The following is a 15,535-nucleotide window of genomic DNA, read 5'->3' as shown; positions in this document are numbered from 1 at the left end:
CCGCCGCGCTTACCTCCTGTCGCCGTGGAAGTCAGTAATGCCAAATTACACGGGCCTGGAATAGCCAAAAATATGTTCACTGCTCCAACAAACGCTGGATCATCCAAAATAGCAATCATTAACTGTCGCCTTGAACCAGGTTTTGGGAAGTAGAGTGTAACCGCCATACAGGCAGAACCGTGTGATTTGTTTCACGTGAAACAAAGACCAGCTTTGTATTTTCTGGTTTTGCTACATCATCTTATGATGCTTTATATCCTCTGATGGGAATACACGCAAAGATACACCTGATCTCAACAACCCGCGCGCTTCAACCAAATCAAGCACCGATCCGCATCCAGACCGGGCACCCGTATTTTTTGTGTTTGTACAAGTTCTCGTTCGCTGGGTAACGCAGCGATTTCTTCTTCGGGGTATTTTCCTTTCATCGCCACCCATGTACCGCCAGGTCTTAATGCTTTATCTGTCCATGCCGTGAAGTCTTTCAATGAGGCGAATGCCCTGGCAACGACCAAATCAAACGCATCCTCCAAAGACTCGACACGCGCATGCCTGCTTTTGAGATTGGTGAGATTGAGTGTATGTGCTGCAGTTTCAATGAATGCCGCCTTCTTTGCCACCGCATCAACCGCGGTCACTTGCCATTGTGGACAAAGTATGGCGAAAACAACTGACGGCAGTCCGCCGCCGCTGCCCACATCCAATAATCTGCAGTCTTGCGGCGCGAATTTAATCACCTCTGCGACCGCGGCCAAACAATCCATCACATGGTGCGTCAACATTTGCTCAGGCTGTCTGATGGACGTCAGGTTATAAACTTTGTTCCATTTCATCAGCAAATCCAAGTAATTCAATAATTGTTTCTGTTGGTACAAAGACAATGGAAGCTCCAAAGCTTCAAGGCCCGCAGCCAATTGGTCACCCAAGGACATATTCAACCAATCGCTCTGGGGTCTTCTGTTGCCCAACCTGCATTCCGTGAGCGTCGTAAATGTATCAACAGCAAAGATATGGCCGCGGGCGTGACACCAGAAATGCGCGAGGCCTGCCCCAGCGTTTGGGGTCTGTGTTTATTCAGTTTTTGTCTGACTTCTATACTTAGTGCGGGTATGGCCAAATAGTCCAACGATAAAGGCAAGGCCATGTTTTCATAGTTGGCGGCCCTGCTGACCTCTTCTTGCTGCCGATGAATATAGCCCGCGTATTTCGCTGCAATATCAATCTGCTCGATCACTGTTTCACGTGAAACACTATCCAAAGCTTGTATTTCTTGGCTGACATAGCGGCCGCCTTCTAGACTCATGAGCAATTCGTAAGTCACATCGGGGCGACGCAGTAACTCCGCAAGCTTATATTCATGTGCAATCGGTTTCCCAAGCACGCGTTCAGTCTCCGCGGCGGAAACCACGCTCGGATTGATCCAAGTCGCAGCGAGTCGCTGTGTTTCACGTGAAACCAGGTCTCGCTTGCGGCAAAATGCATCCCAGCGCTTATCATCGATCAAGCCGAGTTCGCGACCCTTTTCAGTCAAGCGAGCGTCTGCATTGTCTTCGCGCAGTTGAAGTCTAAATTCAGCCCGACTGGTGAACATGCGATAAGGCTCAACAACGCCTTGAGTAACCAAATCATCAACCAACACCCCTATGTAGGCTTGATCTCTGCCCGGTGTCCATGCAGGTTTTTCTAGGCCATACAAAGCCGCGTTGATGCCTGCATACAAACCTTGTGCCGCGGCTTCTTCATAACCCGTGGTGCCATTGATCTGACCGGCAAAAAACAAACCTTGAATGGATTTGGTTTCAAAGCTTGTTTTGAGTTCTCTTGGATCAAAGTAGTCATACTCAATGGCATAACCTGGGCGCAAGATATGTGCATTTTCCAATCCACGCATTGAACGTACCAATGCATACTGCACATCAAATGGAAGACTGGTTGAAATCCCGTTTGGATAATATTCGTGGGTAGTTAAGCCTTCTGGCTCTAAAAAAATCTGGTGGCTGGCTTTGTCAGCGAACCTATTGATTTTGTCTTCTACGCTGGGGCAATACCGCGGGCCAACGCCTTCAATCTTGCCGGTAAACATGGGGCTGCGCTCGAAGCCACCACGAATAATCTCATGGGTTTTTTCATTGGTATGCGTGATCCAACAAGGCATTTGCTGTGGGTGCATTTCACGCCTACCCATGAAACTGAATACAGGCATGTCTGCAGACTCACCGCCCGCCATACCGTCACCTGGTTGCTCGGTACAAAGATCAAAGTTGATGCTGCGGCCATCGAGGCGAGGCGGTGTGCCGGTTTTCAATCTTCCTTGGGGTAGTTTTAATTCTTTGAGTCTTGCCGATAAACGCATGGCCGGAGGATCCCCGGCTCGACCAGCAGAATGGTTCTCCAAACCGATATGGATTTTTCCATCCAAGAAAGTTCCTGCGGTTAAAACCACTACCCGAGATGCAAAGCGAATACCCACTTGCGTGATTGCACCGACAACCCTTGATCCTTCTATCATCAAGTCATCTACTGCCTGCTGGAAAAGCCACAAATTGGATTGGTTTTCAAGTTGGTGGCGAATAGCAGCTTTGTACAAAAAGCGGTCGGCTTGTGCGCGCGTGGCTCGTACCGCAGGACCCTTGGACCGGTTGAGTATTCTGAACTGTATGCCGGCGGCGTCGGTCGCCAAGGCCATGGCGCCACCTAGAGCGTCAACCTCTTTAACCAAATGTCCTTTGCCAATCCCTCCGATGGAAGGATTGCAACTCATTTGACCCAGTGTTTCAATATTGTGAGACAGCAGTAACGTGGTGCATCCCATGCGAGCGCTGGCAAGCGCGGCCTCAGTGCCGGCATGACCGCCTCCGACAACGATCACATCAAAATGCTGTGGGAAAAGCATGAACACGCCTAAAGTAAATGCTTATTTTAGAACGACAAGGCTTGCTACGCGCAAAAAGCGAAAATAAGCATCAACATCAGAGTCAATAAGTCTCAATGAAAAACATGACGACAAAACCCAGACGCGCGCTTCAGTGCGTGATCAATCTAGGCAACCCCTTGTTGGCCTATGCACAGGGAACACATATCCAAGGCATATCGGTAGATATTGCTAACGCATGGGCACAAGAAACCGCACAAGATTGTGCCCTCATCGTTGTCCAAAATGCCCGTGAAGCGGTTGAGCTATTGGAGGAAAAGAAAGCGGATCTGGGCTTTGTGGCTAACGACCCCGCCAGGGCAAAGCATCTTCGGTTTACGAAGGCTTACCTGCACATAGATGGTTGTTATTTAGTGAGAGAGAGCAGCGACATCAAAACCGTGACAGATGTGGATAGTGCACAACATCGTGTCGTGGTGGGGTTAGGCAGTGCTTATGATTTATTTTTAAGCCGTCATTTAAAAGAGGCTCACATCGTGAAAGCCGCATCGTCTGATACGGTCGTAGACACGTTTATCAAAGAACAAGCGCAAGTTGCAGCAGGCGTCAAACACCAGTTAGAAATGGATATGCGCAAGCACAAAGGTCTGCGCATATTGCCGGGACACTTTATGCAAATCCAGCCGTGTCTGGCCATACATCAAGGAGCGGGAGAGGAATTGCTCGCCGCCTTGCAAGCATTTCTCAACAGATACATCCAAGATGGCAAACTCAATTCATCGATGCAAAAACATCACGTCACCGGCGCTGTCATAGACAACACCCCCAATTAAACGTCAATGTTCGATGCTCGAAGCGCATTGCCTTCAATGAACAAACGACGAGGTTCTACTTCGTCACCCATGAGCATGGTAAACACACGGTCAGCTTCGATAGCGTCATCAATTTGAACGCGCAACAAACGACGCACCGCCGGATCCATGGTGGTTTCCCACAGTTGCTCTGGGTTCATTTCGCCTAAGCCTTTGTAACGTTGGCGAGCCGTGGCGTGTTCAGCTTGAACAATCAACCAACGCATGGCTTGACGAAAATCCGATATCTTTTCTTCCTTGCGTCTCTCGCCCTCGCCGCGTTCAACGCGCGCGCCCTCGCCCAACAAATCACGGAACGTGATGGCAGCTTCAGCCAATGCCGCATAGTCCGCACCGTGGACGAAATCCTGCGTGATCACGCTGCTCTTCACATTGCCATGGTGGTGACGGCTGATGCGCAAAACAGGTTTATCGGTACGGACATCAAACTCAGCTGCCACCTCTGAGCCACTGCCCAATTCTCGCAATTTCATTTGTAAATCAATGGCTGAAAGCTGAGCCGAGTCTAGGTTGTCAAGACTCAGGGAAACGCCATCCGCCATGGCGCGTAAAGCTTCCGCATCCATGATGTGACTTAAGCGAGCAATCACAGCTTCCGCCAATTGATGTTTTCTGGCCAACTCTGCCAGCGTGTCGCCAGTCAAGGTTTGCGGATTACGCCCGCCAGTAAACAAGGAAGCGTCTTTCAAGGCAATACGCATCAAAAACATATCGAGCGCAGGCTGATCCTTGAGATACTGCTCCTCTTTGCCGACCTTGACTTTGTACAAAGGTGGTTGCGCGATGTAAATATGACCGCGCTCGACCAACTCCGGCATTTGACGGTAAAAGAACGTGAGCAACAAAGTTCGGATGTGCGCACCATCGACGTCAGCATCGGTCATGATGATGATGCGGTGGTAACGCAATTTGTCAATATTGAAATCGTCTGTTCCAGACTTCCCTGATTCAGCGCTGACTTTGCCTATGCCGGTACCCAAAGCCGTGATGAGCGTCAAAATTTCGTTGCTGGTCAGCAATTTGTCGTACCGCGCTTTTTCCACGTTCAAGATTTTGCCGCGCAAAGGCAATATGGCTTGAAACTTGCGGTCTCTGCCTTGTTTCGCAGAACCACCAGCAGAGTCTCCCTCGACAATGTAAATTTCGCATAGCGCAGGGTCCTTTTCTTGGCAGTCTGCCAATTTACCAGGCAGCCCCATGCCGTCGAGCACCCCTTTTCTTCGCGTCATCTCACGCGCTTTACGTGCCGCTTCACGCGCTCTGGCCGCGTCTACGATCTTGCCGCAAATGATTTTTGCATCGTTAGGGCGCTCCTGCAGGTAATCGCCCAAAACCTTACCGACGATGTCTTCCACAGGCGCACGAACTTCACTTGAAACCAACTTGTCTTTGGTTTGACTGCTGAATTTGGGCTCTGGCACTTTGACAGACAACACACAACACAAGCCTTCACGCATGTCGTCGCCAGTGACTTCAACCTTGGCTTTTTTGGCAAAGTCATTTTCTTCTATGTATTTGTTGATCACACGCGTCATTGCCGCACGCAAACCAGTCAAATGTGTGCCGCCATCACGCTGCGGAATATTGTTGGTGAAGCACAAAACACTTTCGTTATAACCGTCGTTCCATTGCATGGAAACTTCAACGCCAATATGTGTGCCTGGTATACCGCCGTACGATTCAGCAGGTCGCTCTCCTTCGGCATAGAAAGCATTCGGGTGAAGAATTTTTTTGCCTGAGTTGATGAACTCTACAAAACCTTTGACCCCGCCAGCGCCTGAGTAATCGTCTGATTTACCCGTCCGCTCATCAATCAAACGAATACGCACACCATTATTTAAATAACTCAGCTCACGCAAACGCTTGCTTAAAATTTCATAGTGGAAGTCATGGTTTTGCGTAAATATATCTGTATCGGGCAAAAAATGGACTTCAGTGCCACGCTTGTCAGTGGCACCAGTCATTCGCATAGGCGAAGTTTCTACGCCATCGACCGACTCAAGCAAGCGTTTTTGCACAAACCCCTTTGCGAATTCAAGTGTGTACACCTGCCCTTCGCGCCTGACCACCAAGCGCAACCATTTAGATAACGCATTGACACAAGATACACCAACGCCATGAAGTCCACCCGAAACTTTATAGCTGTTTTGGTTGAATTTGCCGCCAGCATGTAACTCGGTCAAGGCAATCTCAGCGGCACTGCGCTTGGGTTCATGCTTATCGTCCATCTTGACACCGGTGGGAATTCCCCTGCCGTTGTCTGTCACGCTGATAGAGTTGTCTGAATGAATGGTGACAACGATGTCGTCACAATGACCTGCAAGCGCTTCGTCAATCGAGTTATCGACCACTTCGAAAACCAAATGGTGAAGGCCGGTGCCGTCAGATGTATCACCGATATACATGCCGGGACGTTTACGAACAGCTTCAAGTCCCTCCAAAATTTGAATAGAACTTTCTCCATAGGATTGATCTTGTGGGTGGTCAATCGATGGTTGTGTGTCTTCGTTTTTGTTATTACTGGTTGTCATAAATCAATTCATTGCGCGGTGTATCCGCGAAAAAAGTAAAAAGCAAAAATGAAATTATTTAAATTCGCATCGGCATGACAACATATTTGAAAAATTCATTATCGGGAATAGTCACCAACACAGAACTGTTGGAATCTGCAAGATCCATGCGGACCATGTCTTGCTCCATGTTGACCAAGACATCAATCAAATAAGAAACATTAAATCCGATTTCGATGGCGTCACCGTTGTAATCCACTTCGATTTCATCGATCGCTTCTTCTTGCTCGGCATTGCTTGAGGTGACTCGCAAAACCCCTGAATCAAGATTGATCCGAACACCTTTGAACTTGTCACTGGTCAAAATAGCGGTTCTTTGAAGCATGGTGAGCAATGAAGCTTTTCCAACAGTGATGCTGTTTTTATGGCTTTTAGGTATGACTCTGTTGTAATCTGGGAATTTACCCTCGACCAACTTTGTCACAAATTCTTTGCCATCAAATCTGAAACGCGCCTGGTTACTCGCAAATTGCATTTCGATATCACCGTCTTTGTCACTGAGTAAACGCAGCAACTCCAGAACTGTTTTGCGCGGCAGAATGACTTCTTGTTTGGGTACATCAACATCAAGTGTGGCTGAAGTGAAAGCAAGTCGATGACCATCTGTGGCAACCAAACTCAATTGCTTGCCTTGGGCAACAAACAAAATGCCGTTGAGGTAATAACGGATGTCATGAACCGCCATGGAAAAGGAAACTTGTTGCAACAAAGCTTTAAGGGTCTTTTGAGGCACACTGAATTCAGGACCAAAACTGGCTGACTCTTGAACCAATGGAAAATCTTCGGCAGGCAAGGTTTGCAAAGAAAAACGACTTTTCCCGCTTTTAAGCAACAACTTATTTTGGTTGCTCTCGATACTGACGATTTGATCGCTAGGCATCGAACGCAATATGTCCATTAACTTGCGTGCGCCCACCGTGGTGCTGAAACTTCCGCTGTCTCCACCAAGCGAAGCCTCGGTGCGGATTTGAATTTCCAAATCACTCGTCGTCAATTGGGTGATATCGCCTGTTTTGCGCAGCATGACATTGGCTAGTATCGGCAATGTGTGTCGCCTCTCCACAATACCTGCTACTGACTGCAACGAAGCAACAATTTGCTCTTGGGTGGCTTTCAAGACAATCATGTCATCCTCTTCTTAAATTCTTTATAAATCAATAGCAGTAGTAGATAAGCAAGCCATGTTTCTGTGGACAAGCCTATTTTCTACTTTTATATCAACCACTTGAACAGGTACAAACACTGTTTGTAACCCAAACGCAAACGGCTTGTTAAACATGAACAACTTTTGTAAAAACACCCAGGCTGTGGATAACCTAGAAGTTATGCAAAAACTATCCACAAAGAAATAATACAAAAATAACATCAGTTAACCTTTGAGGGTTTGTTCAAGCACATGCAATTGTTGGTTCAATTCCGAAACGGTTTGTCGCTCTGCAGATATTTTTCGAACGGCGTGCAACACAGTGGTATGGTCTCGGCCGCCGAACAATTCTCCAATTTCAGGCAAACTTTTTTGTGTCAATTCTTTGGCCAAGTACATGGCAATTTGGCGTGGACGTGCAATAGAAGCTGGACGCTTTTTAGAGTACATGTCCGCAACTTTGATTTTGTAGTAATCAGCAACTGTTTTTTGGATATTTTCCACAGAAATTTGGCGGTTTTGGATAGACAATAAATCACGCAAGGCATCCCTTGCCAATTGAATAGACACTTCTTTTTGGTTGAACCTTGAATAGGCCAGTATTTTACGCAACGCGCCTTCTAATTCCCGTACATTTGACCGTACATTTTTGGCTACAAAAAATGCAACTTCTTCAGGCATTTCAGCACCTTCGGAGCGGGACTTATTGATTAAGATGGCCACACGCATTTCCAGTTCTGGCGGTTCTATCGCAACCGTTAAACCGGAGTCAAAGCGTGAAACCAAACGCTCATGTATATCGGCAAGGCCTTTGGGGTAGGTGTCACTGGTCATCACGATATGAGATTTTTTGGCCAGCAATGCCTCAAATGCATTGAAAAACTCTTCCTGAGTTCGATCTTTATTTGCAAAAAACTGCACGTCATCTATCAACAAAAGATCCAGCGAGTGGTAATGATGCTTAAACTCGTCAAAGGTTTTGCGTTGATAAGCCTTGACCACATCAGACACGAATTGCTCGGCATGTATGTATAAAACCTTGGCGGCCGGCCGATTTGCTAGCAATTGATTACCAACCGCATGCATCAAATGTGTTTTACCAAGCCCGACGCCGCCATAAATAAATAACGGGTTGTAAAGCTGCCCCGGTACATTGGCCACATGCATGGCGGCGGCCCGCGCCATTCGGTTGGCCGTGCCTTCAACCAAACTGTCAAAACACAAACTGCTATTGAGTCTGTTTTTGAAGCCGTTTAAAGGCGAATCTTGACTGGAAGATGGTGGAAGATTAGAAAAATCCTCAGCTTCAAACGCGGTACGGGTTGGCTGTAGCTTGGCGGGTGTCTCTTTGGCAACCAAAGCAAAATCAAGCGATATGGGCTGACCATAAAGTTGATTTAACAATACGCTGATGCGTGTGGCATATTGAGCGCGGATCCAATCGAGCTTAAAGCGATTGATGACAACAATGGTCAGTTTAGAAAAATCTTCTGAAATGCTGGCTTGTAACGGTTTGATCCAGGTATTAAACTGTTGCTCGGGTAATTCTTGTGCCAGCAAATCCATGCAGCTTTGCCACAAGGCCTGACCGGCATCGCCGGCTTCGGAAGACAAGATAGAGCTGCTCATGAACCGTACAGAAAATCGGGTAACTTGTGGATAGATTGCAATGTTTGGCGCATAGCCACTACTTTATCAAAAATTTATCCACAGAAACAAAGTTTTTTCATCAGTTTCTGTCAATTTATTTGATAAGTTGGCTGATTCAAAAAGAAATTCCTTTAAAAACCAAGTAAAAACGGAGATAATGCAAGGCTTTCCTTCGAACCAAAGATTTTTATCATGAAACGCACATACCAACCCTCTAAAACACGCAGAGCCCGTACCCATGGATTTTTGGTGCGCATGAAAACCCGCGGCGGACGCGCAGTCATCAACGCCCGCAGAGCCAAAGGCCGCAAACGACTCGCGGTCTGAATTCAAACAAACAACACACGAACGCGAATTGTGTGATCAAGATTACCTTGCGAAAAGATTTTGATGAAGTCATGGCCGCAGGGATTGTTTCGAAAACTGCTCACTTTGCGCTACACATAAAACAATCCACGTCAATCAGTAGGATTGGAGCTGTTGTGCCAAAAAGATGGGCTAAAAAAGCTGTCACACGCAATGCCATCAGACGGCAAATCTATGCACAAGCAAATTCACGCGAGTTGTCGCAACCCGCACAAGACAGTGTCGTGAGATTGAGAAAACCTTTTTATCCCGCAGTATTTCAAAGTGCATCGTCTCTTGTTTTGAAAAAAGCAGTTCGAGAAGAGCTTCAACAACTGTTTGATAAAGCCATTACCCCATGATTCAACGCATATTGATTGCAGCAATCAAGGCCTACCGGTTTTTTTTGAGTCCATGGCTGGGATCTGCATGCAGATTCACGCCGACATGCTCTATCTATAGCATGGAGGCATTGACGGTACATGGGGCGGGCGCGGGCAGCTACCTGTGTTTAAAGCGCATCGCACGTTGTCATCCTTGGTGTGATGGCGGGTACGATCCTGTGCCGATGCAATCAACTATTTTTTCTTTATGGTCGCCGCGCGACCGTACTTCTTCTTCTACTTCTTCTGAGTCTCCATTGCCATGAACGATATTCGTCGCACCATTTTGTGGGTTGTTTTCGGTTTTTCTTTGGTGATGTTATGGGACCAGTGGCAACTTCACAACGGTAAAAAGCCAACGTTCTTCCCTTCAGCAACCCCGAGCGCAGCACCGGCGGCGCAAAGCCCTTCAGCAACAAATACAGAAAAACCAATGGTGACACCGTCAGTCGCCTCATCGCCCAGTGCTTCAGTGACAGACAGCAAGGCGTTTGTAGCGCAACGCATAGACATTCAAACCGATGTTTTGAAACTGCAATTCAGTACCGAAGGCGGTAGTTTGATGAAAGCAGAATTATTGAAACACAAAGATGTGCATCATCCCGGCACCAATGTGTTGTTGATGGATGACAGCGCGGACAGAATCTATCTGGCGCAATCGGGGTTGATTGGCAACGCGGGCGCGCTTTGGCCCACACATAAAAGCCCCATGACATTCAGCGGGTCAAAAGAATTGAGCGCGACAGACACAGAGATTCAATTCAAATTTGAATCGGAACCAATCAATCAGTTGAAGTTGATTAAAACGTTCACCATGAAACGAGGCAGTTATGCCATTGAAGTCAAACATGAGATAGTGAATTCGTCCAATCAGTCCGTCAGCCCACAACTGTATGTGCAGTTGGTTCGCGATGGCAACAAACCAGCAGGCGAGTCATCGTTTTATTCAACGTTTACCGGACCAGCTGTTTTCACCGGACAGAAAAAATACCAAAAAATTGAATTCAGTGACATAGAAAAAAATAAAGCCGACTTCGAGAAACAAAGTACACAAGGTTATGTGGCTATGGTGCAGCATTATTTTGCGTCAGCTTGGTTAATCGATGACAGCCAGCCGCGTGATTTGTTTGCTCGAAAAGTTGATAACAATTTGTACTCTGTCGGCATGGTGATGGCGTTACCCAGCATCGCGAGTGGTGAAAAAATGTCACATACGGCGCGCTTGTTTTTAGGTCCGCAAGAGGAAAAAACACTAGAGGCGCTTTACCCAGGATTAGAGTTGGTTAAGGATTATGGTTGGCTCACCATACTTTCTAAGCCTTTGTATTGGTTGCTGTATGAACTTTACAGAGTCATCAGTAATTGGGGTTGGTCTATTGTTGCATTGGTGGTTGTATTGAAAATAGCTTTTTATTGGCTGAATTCTCAGGCCTATAAAAGCATGGGAAAAATGAAAGCCATCAACCCGAAAATCATGGAAATGCGTGAGCGATTGAAAGACAACCCTCAGCAAATGCAAATGGAGATGATGAAAATATACCGGGAGGAAAAAGTCAATCCACTGGGCGGCTGTTTGCCGATTGCTGTTCAGATACCGTTTTTTATCGCCTTGTATTGGGTGCTTTTATCCTCTGTAGAAATGCGAAATGCGGCCTGGATAGGTTGGATACACGATTTGGCTGCACCGGACCCATGGTTTATCCTGCCATTGTTGATGACCGCCACATCCATGTTTCAAACTTGGTTGAACCCGACACCGCCAGATCCCATACAGGCAAAAATGATGTGGTTCATGCCACTTGCATTCAGTGTCATGTTTTTCTTCTTTCCTGCGGGCTTGGTGCTGTATTGGTTATCTAATAATATTTTGTCTATTGCACAGCAATGGATGATCAACAAACAACTCGGCGTCAATAAATAAGACACCGTTCACACATACACCTTCCAAGAAAATGTTGTCACAACGCGATGACCCCATCATTGCGATTGCTACGCCGCCAGGGCGCGGCGCAGTTGGTGTGGTGCGTTTGAGCGGAAAAAACTTGGATGCTTTTGCCGAGCAGTTGACGGGTAGAAAACTCCAGCCCAGGACAACCCATTTGACCTCTATCAAAGACTTAGATCATCAAGTGATTGATCAAGTTCTTGCTGTCTACTTCCCCGGCCCGAATAGCTATACAGGTGAAGATGTGTTGGAGTTGCAAGGCCACGGTGGCGCCATGGTTCTACATATGTTGGTTCAGCATTGTTTAGCGCTTGCTCAAACTCAACAACAAAACAGCAAACCGCTTCTTGCGCAATTGCGCAGAGCACAGCCCGGAGAGTTCACACAACGCGCATTTCTTAATCAAAAAATCGACTTAACTCAAGCTGAAGCCGTGGCTGATTTGATTGATGCGAACACACAAGCGGCTGTCAGAAGCGCGAATCGATCGCTGGAAGGTGAGTTTTCTAAACACATACAGCACCTGCAAAACAAGTTGACACATTTACGCATGCAAATCGAAGCGTGTTTGGACTTTCCAGAGGAAGATATTGACTTTATAGAACAGCTGCAAGTTAGACAACAACTGCACGCCATCATTGAACATAACGAAAAGCTGTTGCTTCAAGCACAACAGGGGCGCTTGTTACGCGATGGATTGAAAATAGTTATTGCAGGGCAACCCAACGCGGGAAAAAGCTCATTGTTAAATGCATTGGCTGGTGCAGATATCGCTATTGTCACCAATGTGCCGGGTACCACGCGAGACGTTTTGACGCAAAGTATTCACATTGAGGGTGTTCCATTGCATTTGCTTGACACTGCAGGCCTGCGCGATGAAGTCAAAGTGGATGAAGTGGAACAATTAGGAATGCAGCGTGCTTGGGCACATATTTCTGATGCAGATATTGTGTTGTTGTTAAATGATTTAAGTCGAACACAAGATCAAAAATATATATCTAAACAATCAGAATTAGATATAAAAATAAGCCAGCATATTTCTTCTCATACGCTTGTTTTGCGTGTCAATAATAAATCCGATGTGCTTCGCCAAGAAGAGCAATTAAAGAGCGAAGATATCAATATCTCTGCCAAAACAGGTCAAGGCATAGACCATTTGCGTTCACAAATTTTGAAAAAAATGGGTGGCAATAGCGCCATGATGGAAGGTGTTTTCACGGCGCGCAGCAGACATACGCAGGCTCTACAAAATGTAAACCAGCATTTGTCGCAGGCGCAAAGCGATCTTCAAACCCATGCACCCCCATTGGATCTGATTGCAGAAGAATGCAGATTGGCACAAGGGGAGTTGTCTATGATTACCGGCGCTTTGAGTGCAGATGATTTATTGGGAGAAATTTTCAGTCGATTTTGTATCGGCAAATAGCTTAAACACGAGGTTTTAGAAAAAGCATAATAGGCAAATGACAAATAGCAATGGTCCTAGGCAATATGCACATATTCTAGGTTTGGCAAAACAGACCTTGACGATTGAAGCGCAAGCAATATTGCGGGCTCAGGCGCACTTAGGACAATCATTTATAGATTCAGTTCAGGCTTTACTTTCAGTCAAAGGTCGTGTGGTTGTCATGGGCATGGGCAAAAGCGGCCACATAGGCCGAAAGATTGCTGCTACTTTGGCGTCTACTGGCACACCTGCATTCTTTGTACATCCAGCAGAGGCAAGCCATGGTGATTTAGGCATGGTCACGCGCGATGATTTGGTGATCGCGCTATCCAATAGCGGTGAGAGTGAAGAACTGTCCGCCATACTTCCACAAATCAAACGCCAAGGGGTCAAGTTACTGGCCATCACAGGGAACGTGCATTCAACATTGGCGCAATATGCAACTTGGGTCATAGATAGCAGTGTCGAGAAAGAAGCCTGTCCCATGAATTTGGCACCTACCGCCAGTACCACCGCCCAACTGGCGCTAGGTGATGCATTGGCCGTCGCCGTATTGGACGCCAGAGGTTTTAAGCAGGATGATTTTGCCCGTTCACACCCAGGCGGCAGTTTGGGAAGAAGATTGTTGACCCATCTTGGAGATGTGATGCGCACTGGCGAGGACATACCTGCAGTTAGCTTGACGGCAGGTTTGACGGAGTTGATGCGTGAAATGTCACAAAAGGGTTTAGGAGCCACCGCGATTGTGGATGCCAATCAACATGTACTGGGCATATTCACAGACGGCGATTTGCGTCGATTGGTAGAAAAGGGAATTGATTTACGTGATTTAACCGCGGCGCAGGTGATGCATCCGAATCCAACGACATTGCGTGACCTTGCTTTAGCCGTAGAGGCGGCCGAATTGATGGAGCAAAAACGTATCACCAGCATATTGGTGGTTAATGAACAAAACCAATTGTGCGGCGTAGTCAATAGCAATGATTTGATGCGAGCTAAAGTGATCTGACCATGAAAGCCATGGCCATTGACACCAATCAGTTTGTGGACAAAGCCAAAAACGTCAAAGCCTTCTTGTTGGATGTCGACGGTGTGATGACTGACGGCGGCTTGTATGTCGGTGAAAAAGGCGAAATACTCAAGCGATTTCATACCTTGGATGGGCATGGGCTGAAACTTCTGAAAATGGCCGACATTGAACCCGTTGTCATCACTGGACGAGACAGTACGGCCTTGCGCCAACGATTGACAGAGTTGGGTATCACGGTTGCTTGTTTTGGGGTAGATGACAAGTACCAAGCGGCCCAAGATTGTTTAAACAAGTTGCATTTAAATTGGTCGCAAGTAGCAGCCATGGGCGATGATTGGCCTGATTTACCGATGCTGATGCCTGCGGCCATTTCTTTTGCACCGGCGCAATCACATGTTGAAGTTTTAAAACGGGTCCATCATGTTTGCGCAGCCCCTGCAGGCAATGGCGCGGTCAGGGAGGCGTGTGACAGCTTATTGCATGCAACGGGTCATTACCAAGCCTTATTGAATAAATGGCTGGTATGAATAAATTACCGCTTCCTCTTCCTTTGGCAAAGCCAACACTATCAAGACGTTTGTATCAAGCGTGGGATTTGGCATTGGCTTATATGCCGTTGTTTATGTTGAGCATGCTTTTGTTATTGTCTATTTGGTTGGTTCGCAATGCCACACAGCCAGAGGAAAAATCCCTGCCAGCACCTGTGTCGCACATTGCTGATTATGAGTTCACCAACTTTATATTAAAGAGCTACGACATCAATGGTCAGATCCGCTCCGCCCTCAAAGGCGCGCATGCAGAACATTTTCAAGATACACAAAATACATGGGTAAAAAGCCCCGAGGTAATGATTTATTCAGAAAAAAAAATCACCAAAGCCAAAGCTCTCCAGGGTCTGACAAATGAAGATGGCTCGGAGGTGCAATTAATAGGCAAAGCGCAGGTGATTCAAGAAAGCATATCTTCTAACGAAAATGACCAGCAAATCGACAGTGAGTTTTTACATTTTTTTTCCCGCACAGACAAAGTCATTACGCATGTGCCTGTCTATATTTCTCACGGAAAAGATACCTTCAAAGCGGATGCCATGGAAGCCGACAATGTGAATCAATCTTTAAAGCTCAAAGGTCGTGTGCGAGTGAAAATATTTCCCAATCAAGATTAAAAAAGGCCCTGTCAGGGCCTTTTTTATTTTGCGATAGATCAGTACTCGTTGCGACCACCGCCGCCTTCACGACGACCGCCACCGCCACCACCGTAGCCACCGCCGCCTTCAC

General features: G+C 46.8%; 14 protein-coding genes and 1 pseudogene. 9 read left to right on the top strand and 6 right to left on the bottom strand.

All coding sequences use genetic code 11. From position 1 onward, the window contains the following. The 3 genes and pseudogenes from AC9UG7_RS00465 to mnmG form a co-directional block, all read right to left on the bottom strand. A pseudogene (locus AC9UG7_RS00465) lies at nt 1-119 on the bottom strand (lysine transporter LysE); the annotation flags it as partial. Between the two features lie 174 nt (nt 120-293). Then, a complete protein-coding gene (rsmG, locus tag AC9UG7_RS00460; protein WP_509583018.1) occupies nt 294-932 on the bottom strand; it encodes a 16S rRNA (guanine(527)-N(7))-methyltransferase RsmG in 639 nt (212 codons plus the stop codon). A gap of 2 nt (nt 933-934) precedes the next feature. Beyond that, on the bottom strand, nt 935-2,893 hold the full coding sequence (gene mnmG, locus AC9UG7_RS00455) for a tRNA uridine-5-carboxymethylaminomethyl(34) synthesis enzyme MnmG (RefSeq protein ID WP_509583016.1): 1,959 nt from the start codon (nt 2,891-2,893) through the stop codon (nt 935-937). A gap of 104 nt (nt 2,894-2,997) precedes the next feature. Between mnmG and AC9UG7_RS00450 the strand changes: the two genes are divergently transcribed. Further along, on the top strand, nt 2,998-3,705 hold the full coding sequence (locus AC9UG7_RS00450; RefSeq protein ID WP_509583014.1) for a transporter substrate-binding domain-containing protein: 708 nt from the start codon (nt 2,998-3,000) through the stop codon (nt 3,703-3,705). On the opposite strand, the gene gyrB is transcribed toward AC9UG7_RS00450, so the two are convergent. The 3 genes from gyrB to dnaA form a co-directional block, all read right to left on the bottom strand. Beyond that, a complete protein-coding gene (gyrB, locus tag AC9UG7_RS00445) occupies nt 3,702-6,275 on the bottom strand; it encodes a DNA topoisomerase (ATP-hydrolyzing) subunit B (protein WP_509583012.1) in 2,574 nt (857 codons plus the stop codon). The genes AC9UG7_RS00450 and gyrB overlap by 4 nt on opposite strands. A gap of 58 nt (nt 6,276-6,333) precedes the next feature. Then, complete coding sequence (dnaN, locus tag AC9UG7_RS00440) at nt 6,334-7,440, bottom strand: DNA polymerase III subunit beta (protein WP_509583010.1); 1,107 nt, start codon at nt 7,438-7,440, stop codon at nt 6,334-6,336. A 243-nt stretch (nt 7,441-7,683) separates the two neighbouring features. Beyond that, nucleotides 7,684-9,087 carry a chromosomal replication initiator protein DnaA gene (gene dnaA / locus AC9UG7_RS00435; RefSeq protein ID WP_509583008.1) on the bottom strand — a complete coding sequence of 468 codons (1,404 nt, stop codon included), beginning with the start codon at nt 9,085-9,087 and terminating at the stop codon, nt 7,684-7,686. Nucleotides 9,088-9,300: 213 nt separating this feature from the next. Here dnaA and rpmH point away from each other — a divergent pair, with 213 nt between their 5' ends. Genes rpmH through lptC form a run of 8 tightly spaced genes read left to right on the top strand, consistent with a single transcriptional unit; the run spans nt 9,301 to nt 15,423 of the window. Further along, on the top strand, nt 9,301-9,435 hold the full coding sequence (gene rpmH, locus AC9UG7_RS00430) for a 50S ribosomal protein L34 (RefSeq protein ID WP_005798102.1): 135 nt from the start codon (nt 9,301-9,303) through the stop codon (nt 9,433-9,435). 32 nt (nt 9,436-9,467) lie between these two features. Further along, nucleotides 9,468-9,815: a ribonuclease P protein component gene (gene rnpA, locus AC9UG7_RS00425; RefSeq protein ID WP_509583007.1), complete on the top strand. Its 348-nt coding sequence runs from the start codon at nt 9,468-9,470 to the stop codon at nt 9,813-9,815. Beyond that, entirely contained in the window at nt 9,812-10,102 is a 291-nt protein-coding gene (gene yidD / locus AC9UG7_RS00420) for a membrane protein insertion efficiency factor YidD (protein ID WP_509583005.1), read from the top strand. Before rnpA ends, yidD begins: the two co-directional genes overlap by 4 nt. Then, a complete protein-coding gene (gene yidC / locus AC9UG7_RS00415; protein WP_509583004.1) occupies nt 10,099-11,757 on the top strand; it encodes a membrane protein insertase YidC in 1,659 nt (552 codons plus the stop codon). The genes yidD and yidC overlap by 4 nt, the downstream gene beginning before the upstream one ends. Nucleotides 11,758-11,788: 31 nt before the next feature. Then, complete coding sequence (gene mnmE, locus AC9UG7_RS00410; protein ID WP_509583002.1) at nt 11,789-13,207, top strand: tRNA uridine-5-carboxymethylaminomethyl(34) synthesis GTPase MnmE; 1,419 nt, start codon at nt 11,789-11,791, stop codon at nt 13,205-13,207. A 37-nt stretch (nt 13,208-13,244) separates the two neighbouring features. Beyond that, nucleotides 13,245-14,237 carry a KpsF/GutQ family sugar-phosphate isomerase gene (locus AC9UG7_RS00405; RefSeq protein WP_509583000.1) on the top strand — a complete coding sequence of 331 codons (993 nt, stop codon included), beginning with the start codon at nt 13,245-13,247 and terminating at the stop codon, nt 14,235-14,237. A gap of 2 nt (nt 14,238-14,239) precedes the next feature. Continuing rightward, nucleotides 14,240-14,785, top strand: coding sequence for a KdsC family phosphatase (locus AC9UG7_RS00400; protein ID WP_509582998.1), 546 nt, complete (start codon nt 14,240-14,242; stop codon nt 14,783-14,785). Beyond that, nucleotides 14,782-15,423 carry an LPS export ABC transporter periplasmic protein LptC gene (gene lptC, locus AC9UG7_RS00395; protein WP_509582996.1) on the top strand — a complete coding sequence of 214 codons (642 nt, stop codon included), beginning with the start codon at nt 14,782-14,784 and terminating at the stop codon, nt 15,421-15,423. The genes AC9UG7_RS00400 and lptC overlap by 4 nt, the downstream gene beginning before the upstream one ends. Nucleotides 15,424-15,535 lie beyond the last annotated feature (112 nt).

Source organism: Limnohabitans sp., assembly GCF_046052765.1.
Lineage (GTDB): Bacteria > Pseudomonadota > Gammaproteobacteria > Burkholderiales > Burkholderiaceae_C > Limnohabitans.
The sequence above is the reverse complement of the archived record's forward strand: the minus strand, read 5'-3'. Positions and strand labels throughout refer to the sequence as shown.

What these genes read in the sequence shown, in the direction of transcription:
- rsmG (WP_509583018.1), bottom strand. Translation starts at nt 932, where the DNA reads ATGTCCTTGGGTGACCAATTGGCTGCGGGCCTTGAAGCTTTGGAGCTT.
- mnmG (WP_509583016.1), bottom strand. Translation starts at nt 2,893, where the DNA reads ATGCTTTTCCCACAGCATTTTGATGTGATCGTTGTCGGAGGCGGTCAT.
- AC9UG7_RS00450 (WP_509583014.1), top strand. Translation starts at nt 2,998, where the DNA reads ATGACGACAAAACCCAGACGCGCGCTTCAGTGCGTGATCAATCTAGGC.
- gyrB (WP_509583012.1), bottom strand. Translation starts at nt 6,275, where the DNA reads ATGACAACCAGTAATAACAAAAACGAAGACACACAACCATCGATTGAC.
- dnaN (WP_509583010.1), bottom strand. Translation starts at nt 7,440, where the DNA reads ATGATTGTCTTGAAAGCCACCCAAGAGCAAATTGTTGCTTCGTTGCAG.
- dnaA (WP_509583008.1), bottom strand. Translation starts at nt 9,087, where the DNA reads ATGAGCAGCTCTATCTTGTCTTCCGAAGCCGGCGATGCCGGTCAGGCC.
- rpmH (WP_005798102.1), top strand. Translation starts at nt 9,301, where the DNA reads ATGAAACGCACATACCAACCCTCTAAAACACGCAGAGCCCGTACCCAT.
- yidD (WP_509583005.1), top strand. Translation starts at nt 9,812, where the DNA reads ATGATTCAACGCATATTGATTGCAGCAATCAAGGCCTACCGGTTTTTT.
- yidC (WP_509583004.1), top strand. Translation starts at nt 10,099, where the DNA reads ATGAACGATATTCGTCGCACCATTTTGTGGGTTGTTTTCGGTTTTTCT.
- mnmE (WP_509583002.1), top strand. Translation starts at nt 11,789, where the DNA reads ATGTTGTCACAACGCGATGACCCCATCATTGCGATTGCTACGCCGCCA.
- AC9UG7_RS00405 (WP_509583000.1), top strand. Translation starts at nt 13,245, where the DNA reads ATGACAAATAGCAATGGTCCTAGGCAATATGCACATATTCTAGGTTTG.
- AC9UG7_RS00400 (WP_509582998.1), top strand. Translation starts at nt 14,240, where the DNA reads ATGAAAGCCATGGCCATTGACACCAATCAGTTTGTGGACAAAGCCAAA.
- lptC (WP_509582996.1), top strand. Translation starts at nt 14,782, where the DNA reads ATGAATAAATTACCGCTTCCTCTTCCTTTGGCAAAGCCAACACTATCA.